This is a genomic window from Cryobacterium sp. TMN-39-2 (genome assembly GCF_004402745.1).
In the GTDB taxonomy this organism is placed as follows: domain Bacteria; phylum Actinomycetota; class Actinomycetes; order Actinomycetales; family Microbacteriaceae; genus Cryobacterium; species Cryobacterium zongtaii.
This window is the reverse complement of sequence record NZ_SOFX01000027.1, coordinates 207,170-223,821: the sequence shown is the minus strand read 5'-3', so window position 1 is coordinate 223,821 and position 16,652 is coordinate 207,170. Positions and strand designations below refer to the sequence as shown.

The window sequence follows — 16,652 nt, the reverse complement described above, 5'->3', positions numbered from 1 at the left end:
AGAGCTGAGGCATCTGGGGGACCAGGGCGGTGGGGTAGTGTTCGGGTGTGTTCCGCACCCGGCACCTCCTCACCGCCCTTCGGTCTGCCCTCTTCGGCTCCCGGACCGTCGGAGTGCCGCGCACGGGAACCGCCCCCGGCCAATCCGGTCCCGACGCCACGATCGAACTCGATCCGACGACGGTGCGACGCGCGGGCTGGGGCTATACGCCCGAAACCGACGGCGCCTTGGACCCGGGCGAGATCGTGTGGACATGGGTTCCCTACGAGGAACTGGACGGTCGGGGTAAGGACCGGCCGGTGGTCGTCATGGCGACGCTGTCCGAGGGCAACATGCTGGCGGTGCAGCTGACGAGCACTGACCGTTCAGGCAACGCGGACTACCTGCCGCTCGGTGAGGGGCCGTGGGATCCCGCACGGCGGCCGAGCTGGGCGGGGCTCGCCCGGGTGTTCCAGGTGCACCAGGGCGGGGTCCGCCGTGAAGGAACCGTCGTGGATGCCGCACGGTACCGGATGATCGAGCGGGCGCTGCGGACTCGGTACGGCTGGCGCTGACCGCGCTCGGTGTTGCACCAGCGAGTCGGGCCGCCCCTTGACCAGGGCCGGCCACCGCGGCATTATCACCTCACTGGCGGTGACCCGAACACCGCGAGAACTCCGTCAAGGTCCCGGTTCGCCGGGGCCTTGACGGGGTAGCCATGTCCCACGCAGCTGCTGCGCCACTATCCCTGTCGCCGCGGCTGATGTTGTGGCTGACGTAGCGCGATGGATGCAAATCGAGGACGTTTCCCGATGGCCCCCCCACTCACTCCGGTCCCGCCTCTGAGTCCGGTCCCGCCCCGCACTCCGGCAGCTCCAATCGCGTCGGTCGCGTCAAGCCTGTCCCCGGCCCTGTCCCCAGCTGTGGAGCTCGCGATACCGCCGGCCTCCCCGTTGCCCGCCGGGCTCGCTGCCGAACCGGCGTGGTACCTGCACCGCCCCCGACTGGATTCTGTGCTTGAGCGGCTGACCGGGCCTGACGCCAGGGTCCTCGTCCTCTGGGACTCCGCGGGGTCGGGCAAAACCACGCTGATGGCGGGCTGGGCGCGGCGGCTCAGAGCTGAGACCCAGACCGTGCGGTGGTTCAACGGCGCCGCGCTCCGCGACGCCAGGGACCCTGACGAGATCCGGCAGCGGCTGCTGGCGGGCGGAGACGGGCCTGACGCCTCCGGGCCGGGCCGGACGTTCGTGTTCGTCGACGACCTGCACCTTGCCGAGCGGCCGTCGTCCCCGAACCGCACGAATCTTGATGGCATCCTCGAGGCGCTGGTCGATATGTCCCCGGGGGTCCGCATCGTCGTGTCCGGCCGTCACCGGCCCGTGGCGGGGATAGCGCCGCTGGAGGCCGCCGGCGTGCTCATCGAGTGCGCCGGCGACAGCCTGGCCTTCACGCTCGAGGAGACCTTCAACCTGGCGGCGCAGCACCATATCGACCTGCCCGCCGAGGACGGTGCCATCCTCAGGCGCCGGACCGGCGGCTGGGCAACCGGCCTTGCGCTCGCTCTCACCTGGCGAGAATCCGAGGGGGCCGCGCTGGACCTCAGTCGCTTCGACGGCGACAACCCGGCGGTGGCGGACTATCTTGCGGCAGAGGTGGTCACGGGCCTGGACACCGGCGATCGGGAGGTCCTGTTGGCGTCAGCGCTGAGCGAGGTGGTGCCTCTCGACTTGGCGGTGGCCGTGACAGAGCGCGCCGATGCGGGCGAGGTGCTCGAGCGGCTGGCCCGCCACAACATGCTGATCGGGCGGGAGCCTGCTGCGCCGGGCGGGGCCGGCTACCGATATCACCCGATCCTGCTCGCATACCTGCAGGGAGAGGGACGCAGGTTGGACGCCGGCGCCGCGACCGCCAGGCATCTCCTGGCCTGTCAGTGGTTCGCGGACCGGGCCTGCGCGCCGGCAGCGGTGGAGCAGTCGCTTGTGGCGCACGATCCAGAGCTCGTGGGCGCGTTGCTCGAACGGTTCGGCCTCGTGCTGGTCCTGTCCGGTGCGACGGATCTTGTGGGTCGCGCCCTGGACGAGATCGAGGGCCGCGTGGTGTCCACCGCGACACTGTGCCTGCGACTGCTCCTCGAGCCCCCGTACGTCCCTGCCCGGCGGCGGGTGCAGCAACTCCTGGTGGCCGCCGCTGCGGCCGCCCGGGACTTTCCCGAGCATGACCGCACCGATGCGAGCTCGACTCGATGGACGTTTGTGGTCGCCATTCTGCAGGCGTTCCACGCTACTGAGCGGCCCGACATCGAGAATCGTTTGGCAGCCCTGCAGGGCGATGCGCCATCGGCCGCGCGGCAGGTCCTGGCCGTCGACCTGTTAGCCGCAACGGCCCAGGGCCGCTGCCGGGACAAGCTCGGTGAGCCCGGTCCGGCGGAGGACATTCTCAGAGAGGTTGCGGACTCGGCCAGGGACGTTGGTTTGGACTGGTTGTTCCTGTTGGCCTGTGACCTGGCGGCGACGGCGGCGGGGCATGCCGGCAACTGGGTGCACGTGGCGATGCTCGAAGGCCAGATGGCCACGACGGCGTCAGAGATGGGAGCTCTCGTGGGAGCCGAGCGGCCCGTCGACCACGCCGCCGGCAGGGCGCTGCTTTACGCGATGATTCACCGGTACGAAGCCTGCCAGCCGGTTGACCCGGTAATTCTTGAGGCCTTGGCAGCAAGAGAGGACAGGGGCTCTGATGCCGGCATCAGCGTACCCGCAGAGGTGCTGTTGCTCTTGAGCCAGCTGGACAGCGCGGTACGTTCACGCCAGGCCCTCGACAGGTTGATGCTTTTGATGCGTGAGGTCGGCACTGAGCATCCGCGGGCCCTGAGCCTGTGCTGCATACCCTTGATCGAGCTGAGCGGCGCACTGGACGGACGGCTGGAAACCCAGTTGGTTGTTCGCCTGATCGAACGGGCGCTGGGGGAGGACTCTCTGGAGTCGCTGCTGATCAGGTTCCTCCTCGTCCCACCCACCAGGGCCGGCCATCCCGCTGAGGAACGGCTTCGCGGAGCGGCCCTCGAGGAACGCACCGCATGGCGCGGTGCGACGATCGTCAGCGCCTGGATCGCTCTGGCCCATGTGGCGGATGTGTCAGGCCGACACGTCGAGGCGGACGCCCGGCTGCTTCGAGCCCTGCGGCTCGCGAGCAGGATCGGCTGTGAACGGGCATTCCTGGCCGTCGGTGGGCAGGGCACCGCTCTCATCCGCGGTCGCCTCGGCCGACTCGGTGATCTCGACGACTTCGCCCGGCACATTCTCCGCGCTGCTGACGCGCTGCACCTGCACGAGCGTCCGCCCGCGCTCGACCACGGCCGGAACAGTCCTGCGCTCACCCAACGAGAGCGAGAGATCCTGCGGGAGCTGCCGTTCCACCAGTCCGTGGCAGACATCGCGGGCAAGCGCAACGTCAGCCCCAACACCGTGAAGACCCACCTGCGCAACATTTACCAGAAGCTCGAGGCCACGAACCGGGCGGACGCGGTGGCGATCGCCCAGGATCGCGGGCTGCTCTGACCAGGTCAGGTCCAGATTCACCCTTTCCGGGTGACTCGACCCCGCGGGTGCACGGCGACACTGAGCCCGAACCGGGTGGCGGTGCGTCTGCCCGCACGTTTGACGAAGGGACACTCGATGGCGGAATTCACGTACGGACCCGTGGAGATTCTCCTGATCTCCTTTGACGGCGAGAGGCCGGGTGCCGCTCTGAGTGAGGCACTGCGAGCCCTGATCGATGAGAAGACAGTCACCCTCCTCGACCTGATCTTCGTCTCTCGCAGCGTCGAGGGCGACCTGCGGATCGTCGAGGTGGAGGATCTGCCCGAGAAGGCGCAATTGCCGGACCTGGCACTGGGAGAACTCGGCCTCGCCGGACTGGACGATGTCGAGGAACTCGCGGTGGACCTGCCGCCTGGTACCTCAGCCGCGGTTCTGGTCGTGGAACTGACCTGGGCCCGGCACTTCGCTTCCGTACTGTCGGCATCGGGGGGAGCGGTGCTCCATCAGGAGCGGATTCCCGCGGCCGTCGTGAACGCGGTACTCGACGCCGCGGTTTGACCTCGCCGACACCGGATCCGCACACCGAACCAGAGCCATCGACGCGTTTATCCACGAACAGTCATCCACGAACAGTAAGGACCAGATCATGTCACCACTTCGACGGGGTCGCCCCGGACTCCTGGGCATGGCCGCGCGAACAGCGGTCGTCGCCGGCACCGCCACAGCCGTGAGCGGCAATGTGCAGCGGCGGCAGCAGGGCAGGGCCCAGGACGCACAGGCCCAGGCCGATGCCGATGCCCAGGCACAGGCTGATGCCCAAGCCCAGGCCGAGTACGACGCCCAGCAGCAGCAGGCGGCTGCGCCACCGGCCTCGGGAGATTCCGCCCTGCTCGACCAGCTGAACCAGCTGTCCCAACTCCACAATGCCGGGGTGCTCAATGACACTGAGTTCACGGCGGCGAAGGCAAAATTGCTGGCCTGAGAAGACAATCGACCCTTCTGACCCCGCACGCCGGGGCGCGGGAGCGCTAGCCTACGTGGAGGGAGCGGGGCCCTTCTGGCTGCGCGACGTGACGTTCGCCTGGCGCGGACCGGAAGGTACACATGTTAGAACTCCTCAGTCCGATTATCGGTATCGTCTTCCTCGTCATTGTGGTGGGTGTGATCGTGCTCGTCTACGCCCGCTCGGTGTACAAGAACGCCGGGCCGGACGAAGCCCTCGTCATCACCGGCAAGAAGTCCAAGAAGACCATCGTCGACGGCGCCACCCTCGAGGAGTCCGGCCAGCGTGTGGTTCACGGCCAGGGTGTGTTCATAACCCCCTTCTTCCAGAAGGCGTTCAAGATCAGCCTGCGAAGCCGGGCCATCGAGATCACGGCTGTCGCCCAGGACCGCAACGGAATCACTCTCACCGTCGAAGCCGTCGCGATCGTCAAGGTCGGCGACGACCCGACCGCGATCCGCGCTGCTGCCCAGCGTTTCACCGGCCAGGACAAGAACATCGACAACTTCGCCCAGGAGGTGCTCAGCGGTTCCCTGCGGTCCTCGATAGGCGCCACCGACGTGATGACCATCATCCAGAAGCGTGATGAGCTCGGCACGTCGGTGCTCGCCACCGCCCGGGAATCCCTCGCCAACCAGGGCGTCGACGTCGACTCGTTCGAGATCAAGGGCATCACCGACGCCAACGACTACATCCGCGACCTGGGTCGTGCCGAACAGGCCAAGGTGCGACGACAGGCCGAGGTGGCCGAGCACCAGGCCAACCGGGAAGCGCAGGAAGCTTCGATCATCGCCGAACAGGCCGTGGCCGAGGCCCAGAACACCCTGGCGCTGCGCAAGGCGGCGCTCCAGCTCGACACCGACAAGGCCTCCGCCGAGGCCGCTGCGGCCAAGCCGCTAGCCGAGGCGAAGGCCCAACAGAACATCGTTCAGGAGCAGGAGCTGACCGCCAAGCGTCGCGCCAGCCTGCGAAAGGCCGAGCTTGACTCCGAGGTCAACGCCGTGGCCGACGCCGACGCGTACCGCGTGCGGGTCTCCGCAGCCGCAGCCGCCGAGGCCCGCGTCGCGGCGGCCAACGCCGACCGCGACAGCCGGGTGGCGTCCGCCGAGGCCATCCGGGCCGAGGGTCAGGCCAACGCCGACGCCATCCTGGCCCGCGGCTCGGCAGAGGCCGAGGCTACCCGCCTCAGCGCCCAGGCCGTGGCCGAGCAGTCCGAGGCGCTCATCCAGTTGCGCCTGGTCGAGATGCTGCCGAAGATCGCGCACGAGCTGGCCGCGCCGATGGGCAACATCGACCAGCTCACGGTGATCTCCACCGACGGTGCGAGCCAGCTCAGCAAGAACGTCGCCTCCGGCTTCTCCGAGGTCGACGCCGTGCTCAACTCCACCATGGGCGTGGGCATCAAGGACCTGCTCGGCGGCCTGATCGGTGGAACCGCTGCCGTTACGGCACTGGCGAAGGCCCAGGCCGGCGACGGTTTTGTGCCCGCACAGATGCCGGTTTCTGCCGACGCTGACACGGTTCACAGCGGCGCCGTTCACACCGACGCCGTTCACACCGACGCCGTCTAGCCACACCGTGTCGGAACCCTGGCCGATCACGGCCGTCGCCCCGCCGCTCGTCGGCCGGGCGACGGCCAGTCAGCGCTGGTCAGATCTGGTTTTCCTGCATTGGCGGGTCGACGCCGACCAGGTGGCGCCACTGCTCCCGGACGGCCTCCGGCCCGACGTCTACGACGGCTCCAGCTGGGTCGGCCTGATCCCGTTCGTCCTGGACCGAGCCACTGTGTTCGGCAGCGCGCCGATCCCGTATTTCGGCTCGTTCGTCGAGGTCAATGTGCGTCTCTACGCGGTCGACGACCGCGGGCGGCGGGGTGTGGTATTCGTGTCGCTCGAGGCGTCCAGGCTCGCCGCGGTGCTGGCCGCCCGCGCGCTCTTCGCGCTGCCCTACATGTGGTCACGCACACGGGTGGAAGTGGTGGCCGGCGAGTACCGCTACTCGTCCACCCGCCACCTCGCCGCGCACGCGCACACTCAGATCGTCGTGCGATCGACGGGTCAGCCCGTCGTAGAGGATCCGCTGGCCGACTTCCTCACCGCGCGCTGGGCGCTGTTCACCCGGGTGCGCGGCCGCACCATCCGGCTGCGCAACCACCACCAGCCGTGGCGGCTGTTCACGGCGCAGCTGATCTCACTGGACGACAGCCTGCTCTCGGTGGCCGGTTTCCCGGGGCTGGCAGGATCCCGGGCACCGGATTCGGTGCTCTACTCACCCGGAATCACGACCTGGTTCGGCACCAGGGACTGACCGGCCGCGAGAGCGACCACAGCAGTCCCGTTGGGCTGGCCGACGTGGACGTTATCGGCTCTGTCCTTCCCGAGCCGGTGTGTGCTCTGGATGAACCCCGTGTCGGCGATCGCCGAGCACCGAGTCGCTGTTGCGGGCCTCGTTGGCGGCCGAGAACGGACTGCGGTAGGCCGTCACGGCGGTCTCCACCTCCGCCGCTATGAGGTCGGAGTTGATCATCGTGGCAACGCCGAGCCCGGCGGCGGCGGACACGACGACCTGCGCCATCAGGTTGGTGGCGTTGCCGGCCGCCCAGACACCGGGCACCACGGCACCGTCGTTGAGTACGCGCCCGGTCTCGTCGCTGTCCAACTGGGTGCCGACGCCGAGCGGATGCGGTGTCGAGGCCAGCCCAAGCCCGGCGAGGAAGTCGGTGCGGGCCGTGAACGTCGGGGCGACCACGAGCGCCTGCAGGGGGAACAGGCGACCGCTGGCCAGGCGAACCCCGGCCAGGGCCTTGTCCCGCACGTCGAGGCCCGCTACCGGGCCGATCACGACGCTGACGCCGCGGGCGGCGAGTTGCTCCCACTCCGCATCGGTCGGTCCGTGCTGCTCGGAAATCGTGCCGTCGGCGTCGAGCATGTCGCCGTGCAAAAAGAGAGTGATGTTCCTACTCCACTGGCGAAAGAGCAGCGCCTGGTGAACCGACTTCGGCCCGGTGCCGAGGATGCCGATGGTCTGGTCCCTGACCTCCCAGCCATGGCAGTACGGGCAGTGCAGCACGTCCCGCCCCCACCGCTCGGCGAGGCCGGGGACATCGGGAAGTTCGTCGACGAGCCCGGTCGCTACCAGCAGCCGGCGCCCCGACACTGTGCTGCCGTCATCGAGGGTCACGGTGAAGCCCTGCGCCGAGCGTCGGCTGTCGACGGCCCGGCCCATGACGAACTCCACGCCGTAGGAGCGGGCCTCCTCCTGGCCGAGGCGCACCAGCTCGGCGGGGCGCAAGCCGTCGCGGGTGAGGAAGCTGTGCACGCCCGCGGCGGGCGCGTTGCGCGGATGTCCGTTGTCGACGACGACCACCGAACGTCGTGCCCGCCCGAGCACAACTGCGGCGCTGAGTCCGGCAGCGCCGCCGCCGATGATGACGACGTCGTGTGTCTGTGTCTGTGTCTGCGGATGTGGAAGACGGGGGATAGAGGGAGGCGTGCCGTTGCTGGTCATATCACCATGCTGAAGCGCCGCTCCAAGATTGACAAACAGAATTGCCGAATTAGCAAGTGCCTGCTGCTGCGCGTCCTCCGAGACGGTTGGGGGAGCGCTAGAAGGGCGGTGGATCATCAGGCCGGTCGTTCGCCTGTGGCCGAGCCGGTGCTGCCGGTCGTTCGGGAGTGGGGGCCAGGGTGGGTGGTGGCCCGAGGGTGGTTTCGGGGTAGGTGCGGTGGGTTTCCCCGGCCGGGGAGGTCCAGCGCAGCACCCCGCCGGGTTCTTGCACCACGGCCCATAGTGTTTGGTGTTTGAGTCGGTGGTGGGCGCGGCAGAGGTGGGCCAGGTTGTCGTAGTCGGTGGGTCCGCCGTGTTCTCGTGCGATGGTGTGGTCGAGGTCGAGGTCGAGGTCGAGGTCGAGGTCGCTGCGGGACGCGGGTCGGGTGCAGCCGGGGAAGCGGCAAGTGCCGCCGCGCAGGGCGACCCAGCGGCGCAGGTCGGCGGGGGCTTTGTAGTGTTCTTTTCCGACCGAGAGCACGGCACAGGTCTCGGGGTGGGTCATCGCGTCGGCGCAGATCTGGGTGCCCCGCGTTCGGCGATCGCGGCGGTGGCCCGTGTGGTCAGGGTCTCGGGGTGCGCGCGTTCCCGCATCCGCCGGGCCTTGACGGCGAGCTTGCCGACGGTGAGGTCTTTCGCCACCGGCAGCAACTTGGCTTCGAAGGCGGCGGCTTCCTCGAGCGGGATGAAGCTGAGTTGTTCCATGAGCACCTGCCCGTGCCGGTAGCTGATGTCGCCGTGGCTCATCGCCGTCAGGGTGGCTGTCATCGGGCCGGCGAACATACTGGATTCACCGATCAGGTTCTCCGCGGTGCGATCGGCGTAGTCGGGGTTGAGCAGTTTCGCGGTGGCAGGGTCGGAGCTCCACCGCTGCAGGTCCGCGAGTGCGCGAGCCCGTTTAGCGATCGCCTTCGCGATGCTGCGGTGGGCGGGTCGGTCGGGAACTGCTCAGCTAGGCCGCTCATACCCCGATAATCGCACCGACCACCGGCACTCCCACCCCTGCAGAACCGGGTGTGGAAAAGTGCGCCGACCGGTCGCTTGTGGAGGAGCGGCCAGCCCGACTCAGGGCACAGATCAGGGCACGGAGATGAAGTGCTGCACCTCGGGGAACGGGTCGTAAAAACTGTGCAGCAGCGCTCTCCAGTCGGCGTATTCAGGGGAGCCCCTGAACCCCTCGGTGTGGTCCTCCAACCGTTCCCAGTCCACCAGCAGCAGGAAGGTCGATGGATTCTCAACCGACCTGGACAGGCTGAGTCCACGGAAGCCGGGCCTCGACTCGATGAGCGGCCGGGCCGTCTGAAACGCAGCAAGGAAGGCGTCTTCACGGCCGGGTCGCACGGGCAGAATGGCGTGTTCTCTGATCACCCGTTGACACTATCTCGGCTGGCGGGCCCGGCCCTGCGGGTACCATCGAGTCCCATGAGCAGCAACACGACGACCGACGCAGCCAGACCGAGCACAAGCCCGAGTACCGGCACCAGCACCAGCACGGTTCTCGGCGGCGAACACTATGCGGCGGAGCTGGTCGCCGCGGTACGCGCGGCGACGGTCGCGGCGGCACTGGCCGCCGAAGTCTGGTTCGGACGCGGTGACAAGAATGCGGCGGATGCCGCGGCAGTCGCCGCCATGCGCGCCGAACTGCTGCCGGCGCCATTCGCCGGGTACGTGGTGATCGGGGAGGGGGAGAAGGACGAAGCCCCGATGCTGGCCAACGGCGAGGAACTCGGCTCCGGCGAGGGTCCGGCCTGCGACATTGCCGTCGACCCGCTCGACGGCACGCGACTCGTGCAGGAAGGGCTGCCTGGATCCGTCTGTGTCATCGCCCTCGCTCCACGCGGCACGCTGTTCGATCCCCGAGACGTGTTCTACATGGACAAGCTCATCTCCTCGGCGCCGGCCCGCGGCATCCTCGACCTTCGGGCCACCCCGAGTCAGAACGTGCGCCGCCTGGCCGAAGCGCTCGGGAAGCCGGTGACCGAGATCACCGTGGCCGTGCTCGACAAGCCGCGGCATGCGAGCCTCGTGGCCGAACTGCGCGGGGTCGGTGCACGGGTCGTGCTCGCGGGGGAGGGCGACGTGTCCGCCGCGATCGACGCTGCCACACCCGGCGGGCGAATCGATTTGGCCATGGGGATCGGCGGCACTCCCGAGGGGGTGCTCACCGCCTGCGCGATTCGGGCACTGGGCGGATTCATGGAAGGTCGGCTCGCTCCCCAAAGCGATGACCAACTGCGCCTGGCCCTGGCCGCCGGGCACGATCTCCAGCGGGTATTGACTCTCGACGACCTCGTGGCCAGCGACAGAGTGCTGTTCGCTTCGACACCGGTGGGCGCTGGGGAGTCAAGCTAGGGCGGGGCCGCGCCGAAGAAACGCTGAGTCCACCGCGCCGGCCAGCCTGTTCCGGACCGAATTCCGATCGTTAACCAACGAGGCCCCCGGTTCTCCGGGGGCCGTTTCGGTGGGCGATGCGGGACTCGAACCCACGACCTCTTCCGTGTGAAGGAAGCGCGCTACCAACTGCGCCAATCGCCCGAACCACACTCGAAAACCTCTCGACTGCGACATCTGATACTAGACCAGACCGGGGCCTGAGCGCACATCGAGGGGCCGCGACACGCGGCAATCGCTCGGTTTGAATTTGTCTCGCACTATCGGCTAGAGTCTTCAACGCACGCAGAAATGCGAGCAGTTGCGGATGTGGCGCAGTGGTAGCGCATCACCTTGCCAAGGTGAGGGTCGCGAGTTCGAATCTCGTCATCCGCTCGAATTGAATCGGCCGAAAGGCCGATTCTCTTTGGTAGTAAACCCAGCACGGTTGTAGTGAATACGGCATCAAGCACGGTGGATTGGCCGAGAGGCGAGGCAGCGGCCTGCAAAGCCGTATACACGGGTTCGAATCCCGTATCCACCTCCAACCAGAGCAGTGTGCATTTTGCACTGCGAAGGATTTGGGCGATTGGCGCAGCGGTAGCGCGCTTCCCTGACACGGAAGAGGTCACTGGTTCGATCCCAGTATCGCCCACAGAGCAATGGCAGCACCAAGCACGAGAAGCGCCGAAGAAAACCCCCGATAAACTCGGGGGTTTTTTTGTTTTTCCGCGTAATTCCGCGGCACAGCGGGTGATTTCGACCGGGCTCGGCGCCCGCTGGCGCGTGATGTGCACACGAGGTCCCCAGGATCGAGTAGAGTCTTCCAAGCACGCAGAAATGCGAGCAGTTGCGGATGTGGCGCAGTGGTAGCGCATCACCTTGCCAAGGTGAGGGTCGCGAGTTCGAATCTCGTCATCCGCTCGAAGTGAATCGGCCGAGAGGCCGATTTTCTTTGGGTATACAGGTAACAAAGAACACGGTGGATTGGCCGAGAGGCGAGGCAACGGCCTGCAAAGCCGTCTACACGGGTTCGAATCCCGTATCCACCTCCAGCCCGTGAGTACCATCCGCGGTCCTGGGCGATTGGCGCAGCGGTAGCGCGCTTCCCTGACACGGAAGAGGTCACTGGTTCGATCCCAGTATCGCCCACCAGATAGCACAAGAGACAGTACAGCCAAGCGCTGTCGGCAGAGTCCACACGGGCATCGCCGGCAGCGCTTTTCTGTGCCCGCGGCCCGTCACTGAGCCCACCGGCGCCCGCTAAAGTTGAAGGGTTCGCAACTCAAGGGAGTAATACACGTGGTTGACGGTTTTGAGCTATTCACCGACCGATCCGTTGTCGCCATGCGCGTCAACGGCGAGCTCAGGGACCTCGCCACTGCGGTGACCGAAACGGATGACGTCACCCCGGTGACAATCGACTCACCCGACGGCCTCAACATCCTGCGCCACTCGGCTGCTCACGTGCTCGCTCAGGCCGTGCAGACCGTGAACCCCGCGGCGCGCTTGGGCATCGGCCCATTCGTCACCGACGGCTTCTACTACGACTTCGACGTGGCCGAACCGTTCACCCCCGAAGACATCAAGTCGCTCGAGAAGGCCATGGACCGCATCATCCGTCAGGGCCAGCGCTTCGTGCGCCGCGTCGTGACCGATGACGAGGCCCGCGCCGAACTTGCGGCAGAGCCGTACAAGCTGGAACTCATCGGCCTGAAGGGCGGGGCGGGAGACGACCCGACCCCCGATGGCGACAACGAGTCCGTCGAGGTCGGCGGCGCGGAACTGACCATCTACGACAACGTCGACCCCAAGACCGGTGAGACCGTGTGGAAGGACCTCTGCCGCGGTCCGCACCTGCCCAACACCCGCATGATCGGCAACGGCTACTCGCTCACCCGCCTGGCCGCAGCGTACTGGCGCGGTTCGGAGAAGAACCCGCAGCTGCAGCGCATCTACGGCACCGCCTGGCCCACCAAGGACGAACTGCGCGCCTACAAGGCCCGCCTGGAAGAGGCCGCCAAGCGCGACCATCGCAAGCTCGGTCAGGAACTGGACCTGTTCTCCTTCCCCGAAGAGATCGGCTCCGGCCTGGCTGTCTTCCACCCCAAGGGCGGCATCATCCGTTCGGAGATTGAGAACTTCATGCGAGAGCGCCTGCTCGCGAACGGCTACGACCTGGTCAACACCCCCCACATCACCAAGGGTCACCTGTTCGAGACCAGCCAGCACCTCAACTGGTACCGCGAGGGCATGTTCCCGCCCATGCACCTTGACGAAGAGGTCGACGCCGAGGGCCACGTCACCCGCCAGGGCCAGGACTACTACCTGAAGCCCATGAACTGCCCAATGCATAACCTCATCTTCAAGGCCCGCGGACGCAGCTACCGCGAGCTTCCGTTGCGTCTGGCGGAGTTCGGCACCGTCTACCGCTATGAGAAGAGCGGCACGCTGCAGGGCCTCACTCGCGTGCGAGGCCTCACCCAGGACGATGCGCACATCTACGTCACCCAGGACCAGGTCAAAGCCGAGGTCACCAGCCAGCTCGAGTTCGTCTTCGAGACCCTCCGTGGTTACGGCCTCACCGATTTCTACCTGGAACTGTCGACCCGCGATCCCAAGAAGTCCGTCGGTACTGACGAGCAGTGGGAGGCCGCGACCGACACCCTCCGCCGGGTCGGCGAGGATTCGGGACTCGAACTCGTGGCGGATCCGGGTGGAGCGGCCTTTTATGGTCCGAAGATCTCGGTGCAGGCACGGGACGCCATCGGCCGCACCTGGCAGCTGTCGACGGTGCAACTCGACTTCAACCAGCCGGAACTGTTCGACCTGGAGTACACGGCGCCCGACGGCACTCGCCAGCAGCCGGTCATGATCCACCGCGCCCTGCTCGGGTCGATCGAGCGGTTCTTCGCCATCCTGCTCGAGCACTACGCCGGTGCGTTCCCGGTTTGGCTCTCGCCGGTGCAGGTCATCGGCATCCCAGTGTCCGAGCAGTACGAGGACTTCCTCTGGGAAGTCCTGGCCAAGCTCAAGACGGCGGGCGTCCGGGTCGAACTCGACTCGTCCAGCGACCGGATGCAGAAGAAGATCCGCAACGCCACGCTGCAGAGGATCCCGTTCCAGCTCATCGTCGGTGAGGATGACCGCGCGAACGGCGCGGTCAGCTTCCGGTTCCGTGACGGCACCCAGGAAAACGGGGTTCCCGTCGACGACGCCATCCGCCGGATCATCGCGTCCATCACCACCCGCGCGCAGGTCAACGGCGCCGCCGACTTCGCCCAGGAAGGCGCACCCGTCGCCCTGGTCGTTGCGGCCGGCGCGGACCAGGCCTGACGATGACCGAAGCCACTCCGGCGGGTCCCGAGAAGGACGCGCCGCGAGACACGCCCTGGGACCGCCTGTCCGGCAGCCCGCAGGACTTCGTCGAGGGCGTCCAGGTGGAGAATTCGGGCGACTTCGCCGCCGTTCCGGACGCCTTCCAGCGACTGTGGACGCCCCACCGGATGGTCTACATCCAAGACGGTCAGCAGCCGCACCCCGACGACTGCCCGTTCTGCATCGCACCGTCGATGGACGACGAGAAGGCTCTCATCGTGGCTCGCGGGAAGTACGCCTACGTGCTGCTGAACCTGTTCCCGTACAACAGCGGCCACCTGCTGGTCTGCCCCTACCGGCATGTTGCGACGTATGACGAAGCCACCCCGGAGGAAGTCGCCGAGATCGGTAGCCTGACCCAGGTGGCAATGCGGGTGCTCAAGGCCACCTCGGGCTGCGACGGGTTCAACCTCGGAATGAACCAGGGCCGCATCGCGGGCGCCGGGATCGCCGAGCACCTGCACCAGCACATCGTGCCGCGGTGGGCGCTCGACTCGAACTTCTTCCCGATCATCGCCGGCACCAAGGCAATCCCGAAGCTGCTCGGCGAGGTGCGCCGCGAGGTCGCGGAGGGTTGGCCGGTTTCCGCCGTCTGACCCTCGCTTTCCCACCTCGCTGGCACGGCTTGCAGTAACACCCGTCTCTTGACCCAGTTCTCATCACCCGTGCCCCTCGCCCCGACCAGCGGCACCAGACGCAAGGAATAGAATCGTAGCTATGACTGACACCACTTCCCCCGAGCAGGTCGACAGCGCCGCACAGTTCGGCTCGAGCCGCGTCAAGCGCGGACTCGCTGAGATGCTGAAGGGCGGCGTCATCATGGACGTCGTCAACGCCGAGCAGGCCCGCATCGCCGAAGACGCCGGCGCCGTCGCCGTCATGGCGCTCGAGCGCGTCCCGGCCGACATCCGCTCCCAGGGTGGTGTCGCGCGCATGAGCGACCCCGACCTGATCGACAGCATCCGCGCCGAGGTCTCCATCCCGGTCATGGCGAAGGCCCGCATCGGCCACTTCGTCGAGGCCCAGGTGCTGCAGGCCCTCGAGGTCGACTACATCGACGAGTCAGAGGTGCTGAGCCCCGCCGACTACGTCAACCACATCGACAAGTGGAACTTCACGATTCCGTTCGTCTGCGGTGCCACCAACCTGGGCGAGGCGCTGCGTCGCATCACCGAGGGCGCCGCGATGATCCGCTCCAAGGGCGAGGCCGGCACCGGCGACGTCTCTGAGGCCACCAAGCACATCCGCACCATCAAGGGCGAGATCGCCCGGCTGTCCTCGCTCACCAAGGACGAGCTGTACGTGGCCGCCAAGGACCTGCAGGCCCCGTACGAACTCGTCGCCGAGATCGCCGCGACCGGCAAGCTGCCCGTCGTGCTGTTCACCGCCGGCGGCGTGGCCACCCCGGCCGACGCGGCCATGATGATGCAGCTCGGCGCCGACGGCGTCTTCGTGGGTTCGGGCATCTTCAAGTCCGGCAACCCGCAGGAACGCGCCAACGCCATCGTCAAGGCCGTCGCCTTCTACGACGACGCCAAGATTATCGCGGATGTCTCGCGGGGCCTCGGCGAAGCCATGGTCGGCATCAACGTGTCCGACCTTGCCGCACCGCACCGCCTCTCCGAGCGCGGCTGGTAACACTCGCTTCATGAGCGTTGGAGTACTCGCCCTTCAGGGCGACTTTCGCGAGCATGCCGACGTCCTGCGCTCGCTCGGCAGCGAGGTCACTCTCGTGCGCCGCCCGGAGGAACTGGCCAGCGTCACCGGCCTGGTGATCCCGGGCGGCGAGTCCAGCGTGATGGACAAGCTGACTCGCATGTTCGGCCTCGCCGACCCCCTGCGAGCGGCCGTCCAGGGCGGGATGCCGGTCTACGGCACCTGCGCGGGACTGATCATGCTGGCCGACAACGTGTTGGACGGCATCTCGGGCCAGCAGAGCATCGGCGGCCTGGACATCAGCGTGCGCCGCAACGCGTTCGGCTCGCAGACCGCCTCGTTCGAGACCGACCTGGACGTACCGGCCCTCGGCGAGACCCCAGTGCACGCCGTCTTCATCCGCGCCCCGGTGGTCGAGACGGTCGGATCGCGCGCCACGGCGTTGGCGACGATCGCCGACGGTCGATGCGTGGCCGTCGAGCAAGGCAACCTGCTCGGCACGTCCTTCCACCCGGAGATCACGGGGGAGTACCGCTTCCACGAGTACTTCCTGCAGAAGGTGCAGACGGCCGGTTTCGGCGCCTAGCCCGGCTGCACCACACAGTCCGGCACAATGGGGGCATGACCCAGGCCAGCGCATGAGATACGTCGCCCTGCTGCGCGGCATCAACGTCGGCGGCATCACCATCAAGATGGCCGACCTGGCCGAAGCCGTCAGCAGGCTCGGCCACAGCGGCGTCACGACCATCCTGGCCAGCGGCAATGTGCTCTTCTCGAGCGACGAGCCTGATGCCGCCGCCGTCAAGACGGGCATGGAACGAGCCCTGTCAGAGCGATTCGGATACACGGCGTTCGTGGTGCTGCTCAGCAGAGACGACCTCGTCGCAGCCGTCGACGGCTACCCGTTCGACGACCGGGACGGCTGGCACTCGTACATCCTCTTCGGCTCAGACCCGGCCAGGCTCGACGAGCTCCTGGTCAGCGCGCCCCAGCTCGATCCTGCCGACGAGAGCGTTCTACCCGGCGACGGACTCCTGTACTGGCAGGTGCGTCGGGCTGTGGGAATCAAGAGCCCCTTCAGCCTCCTGGCTGCCAAACCCCGGTACAAATCCACCACCACGAACCGCAACCTGCGCACCCTGCACAAGATACTCGGCGTGCCCACCACCCGGTGAGCCGAAGGG

General features: G+C 67.3%; 16 protein-coding genes and 7 tRNA genes. 18 read left to right on the top strand and 5 right to left on the bottom strand.

Annotated elements, in window-relative coordinates:
- Positions 1-47 precede the first annotated feature (47 nt).
- The 6 genes from E3O57_RS09130 (at position 48) to E3O57_RS09105 (ending at position 6,825) form a co-directional block, all read left to right on the top strand.
- Positions 48-554, top strand: coding sequence for a type II toxin-antitoxin system PemK/MazF family toxin (locus E3O57_RS09130; RefSeq protein WP_241990358.1), 507 nt, complete (start codon positions 48-50; stop codon positions 552-554).
- Positions 555-992: 438 nt separating this feature from the next.
- Positions 993-3,533 (top strand): LuxR C-terminal-related transcriptional regulator, encoded by a 2,541-nt coding sequence (locus tag E3O57_RS09125; protein ID WP_133159793.1) that lies wholly within the window; start codon positions 993-995, stop codon positions 3,531-3,533.
- Positions 3,534-3,650: 117 nt separating this feature from the next.
- On the top strand, positions 3,651-4,073 hold the full coding sequence (locus E3O57_RS09120; protein WP_088456332.1) for a DUF6325 family protein: 423 nt from the start codon (positions 3,651-3,653) through the stop codon (positions 4,071-4,073).
- 88 nt (positions 4,074-4,161) lie between these two features.
- A complete protein-coding gene (locus tag E3O57_RS09115) occupies positions 4,162-4,497 on the top strand; it encodes an SHOCT domain-containing protein (RefSeq protein WP_103459869.1) in 336 nt (111 codons plus the stop codon).
- A 122-nt stretch (positions 4,498-4,619) separates the two neighbouring features.
- On the top strand, positions 4,620-6,089 hold the full coding sequence (locus tag E3O57_RS09110; RefSeq protein WP_103479529.1) for a flotillin family protein: 1,470 nt from the start codon (positions 4,620-4,622) through the stop codon (positions 6,087-6,089).
- A 7-nt stretch (positions 6,090-6,096) separates the two neighbouring features.
- Positions 6,097-6,825 carry a YqjF family protein gene (locus tag E3O57_RS09105; protein ID WP_103459867.1) on the top strand — a complete coding sequence of 243 codons (729 nt, stop codon included), beginning with the start codon at positions 6,097-6,099 and terminating at the stop codon, positions 6,823-6,825.
- A 51-nt stretch (positions 6,826-6,876) separates the two neighbouring features.
- Here the strand turns inward: E3O57_RS09105 and E3O57_RS09100 are convergent, their stop codons facing one another.
- The 4 genes from E3O57_RS09100 to E3O57_RS09085 form a co-directional block, all read right to left on the bottom strand.
- Positions 6,877-8,025 carry an NAD(P)/FAD-dependent oxidoreductase gene (locus E3O57_RS09100; RefSeq protein ID WP_103479528.1) on the bottom strand — a complete coding sequence of 383 codons (1,149 nt, stop codon included), beginning with the start codon at positions 8,023-8,025 and terminating at the stop codon, positions 6,877-6,879.
- 97 nt (positions 8,026-8,122) lie between these two features.
- Positions 8,123-8,569, bottom strand: coding sequence for an HNH endonuclease (locus E3O57_RS09095; RefSeq protein WP_103479527.1), 447 nt, complete (start codon positions 8,567-8,569; stop codon positions 8,123-8,125).
- Positions 8,566-8,832 (bottom strand): hypothetical protein, encoded by a 267-nt coding sequence (locus tag E3O57_RS09090; protein ID WP_133159792.1) that lies wholly within the window; start codon positions 8,830-8,832, stop codon positions 8,566-8,568. The genes E3O57_RS09095 and E3O57_RS09090 overlap by 4 nt, the downstream gene beginning before the upstream one ends.
- 309 nt (positions 8,833-9,141) lie before the next feature.
- On the bottom strand, positions 9,142-9,432 hold the full coding sequence (locus tag E3O57_RS09085; RefSeq protein ID WP_103459864.1) for an antibiotic biosynthesis monooxygenase: 291 nt from the start codon (positions 9,430-9,432) through the stop codon (positions 9,142-9,144).
- 54 nt (positions 9,433-9,486) lie between these two features.
- On the opposite strand from E3O57_RS09085, the gene glpX reads away from it, so the two are divergent.
- Complete coding sequence (gene glpX, locus E3O57_RS09080) at positions 9,487-10,416, top strand: class II fructose-bisphosphatase (protein ID WP_103459863.1); 930 nt, start codon at positions 9,487-9,489, stop codon at positions 10,414-10,416.
- A gap of 110 nt (positions 10,417-10,526) precedes the next feature.
- On the opposite strand, the gene E3O57_RS09075 is transcribed toward glpX, so the two are convergent.
- Positions 10,527-10,599, bottom strand: a tRNA-Val gene (locus tag E3O57_RS09075).
- 159 nt (positions 10,600-10,758) lie between these two features.
- Here E3O57_RS09075 and E3O57_RS09070 point away from each other — a divergent pair.
- The 11 genes from E3O57_RS09070 to E3O57_RS09020 all read left to right on the top strand — a co-directional run bounded on the left by E3O57_RS09070 (position 10,759) and on the right by E3O57_RS09020 (position 16,643).
- Positions 10,759-10,830, top strand: a tRNA-Gly gene (locus tag E3O57_RS09070).
- Between the two features lie 77 nt (positions 10,831-10,907).
- Positions 10,908-10,981: transfer RNA gene (locus tag E3O57_RS09065), tRNA-Cys, on the top strand.
- A 36-nt stretch (positions 10,982-11,017) separates the two neighbouring features.
- Positions 11,018-11,089, top strand: a tRNA-Val gene (locus E3O57_RS09060).
- Positions 11,090-11,286: 197 nt separating this feature from the next.
- Positions 11,287-11,358, top strand: a tRNA-Gly gene (locus E3O57_RS09055).
- 57 nt (positions 11,359-11,415) lie between these two features.
- Positions 11,416-11,489, top strand: a tRNA-Cys gene (locus E3O57_RS09050).
- 25 nt (positions 11,490-11,514) lie between these two features.
- Positions 11,515-11,589, top strand: a tRNA-Val gene (locus E3O57_RS09045).
- Between the two features lie 147 nt (positions 11,590-11,736).
- Positions 11,737-13,770 carry a threonine--tRNA ligase gene (gene thrS, locus E3O57_RS09040; RefSeq protein WP_103479525.1) on the top strand — a complete coding sequence of 678 codons (2,034 nt, stop codon included), beginning with the start codon at positions 11,737-11,739 and terminating at the stop codon, positions 13,768-13,770.
- A gap of 2 nt (positions 13,771-13,772) precedes the next feature.
- Entirely contained in the window at positions 13,773-14,408 is a 636-nt protein-coding gene (locus tag E3O57_RS09035) for an HIT domain-containing protein (RefSeq protein WP_103479524.1), read from the top strand.
- A 121-nt stretch (positions 14,409-14,529) separates the two neighbouring features.
- A complete protein-coding gene (gene pdxS / locus E3O57_RS09030; protein ID WP_088456322.1) occupies positions 14,530-15,450 on the top strand; it encodes a pyridoxal 5'-phosphate synthase lyase subunit PdxS in 921 nt (306 codons plus the stop codon).
- Positions 15,451-15,460: 10 nt separating this feature from the next.
- Positions 15,461-16,054: a pyridoxal 5'-phosphate synthase glutaminase subunit PdxT gene (gene pdxT / locus E3O57_RS09025; protein ID WP_088456321.1), complete on the top strand. Its 594-nt coding sequence runs from the start codon at positions 15,461-15,463 to the stop codon at positions 16,052-16,054.
- 52 nt (positions 16,055-16,106) lie between these two features.
- A complete protein-coding gene (locus E3O57_RS09020; RefSeq protein ID WP_103479523.1) occupies positions 16,107-16,643 on the top strand; it encodes a DUF1697 domain-containing protein in 537 nt (178 codons plus the stop codon).
- Positions 16,644-16,652 lie beyond the last annotated feature (9 nt).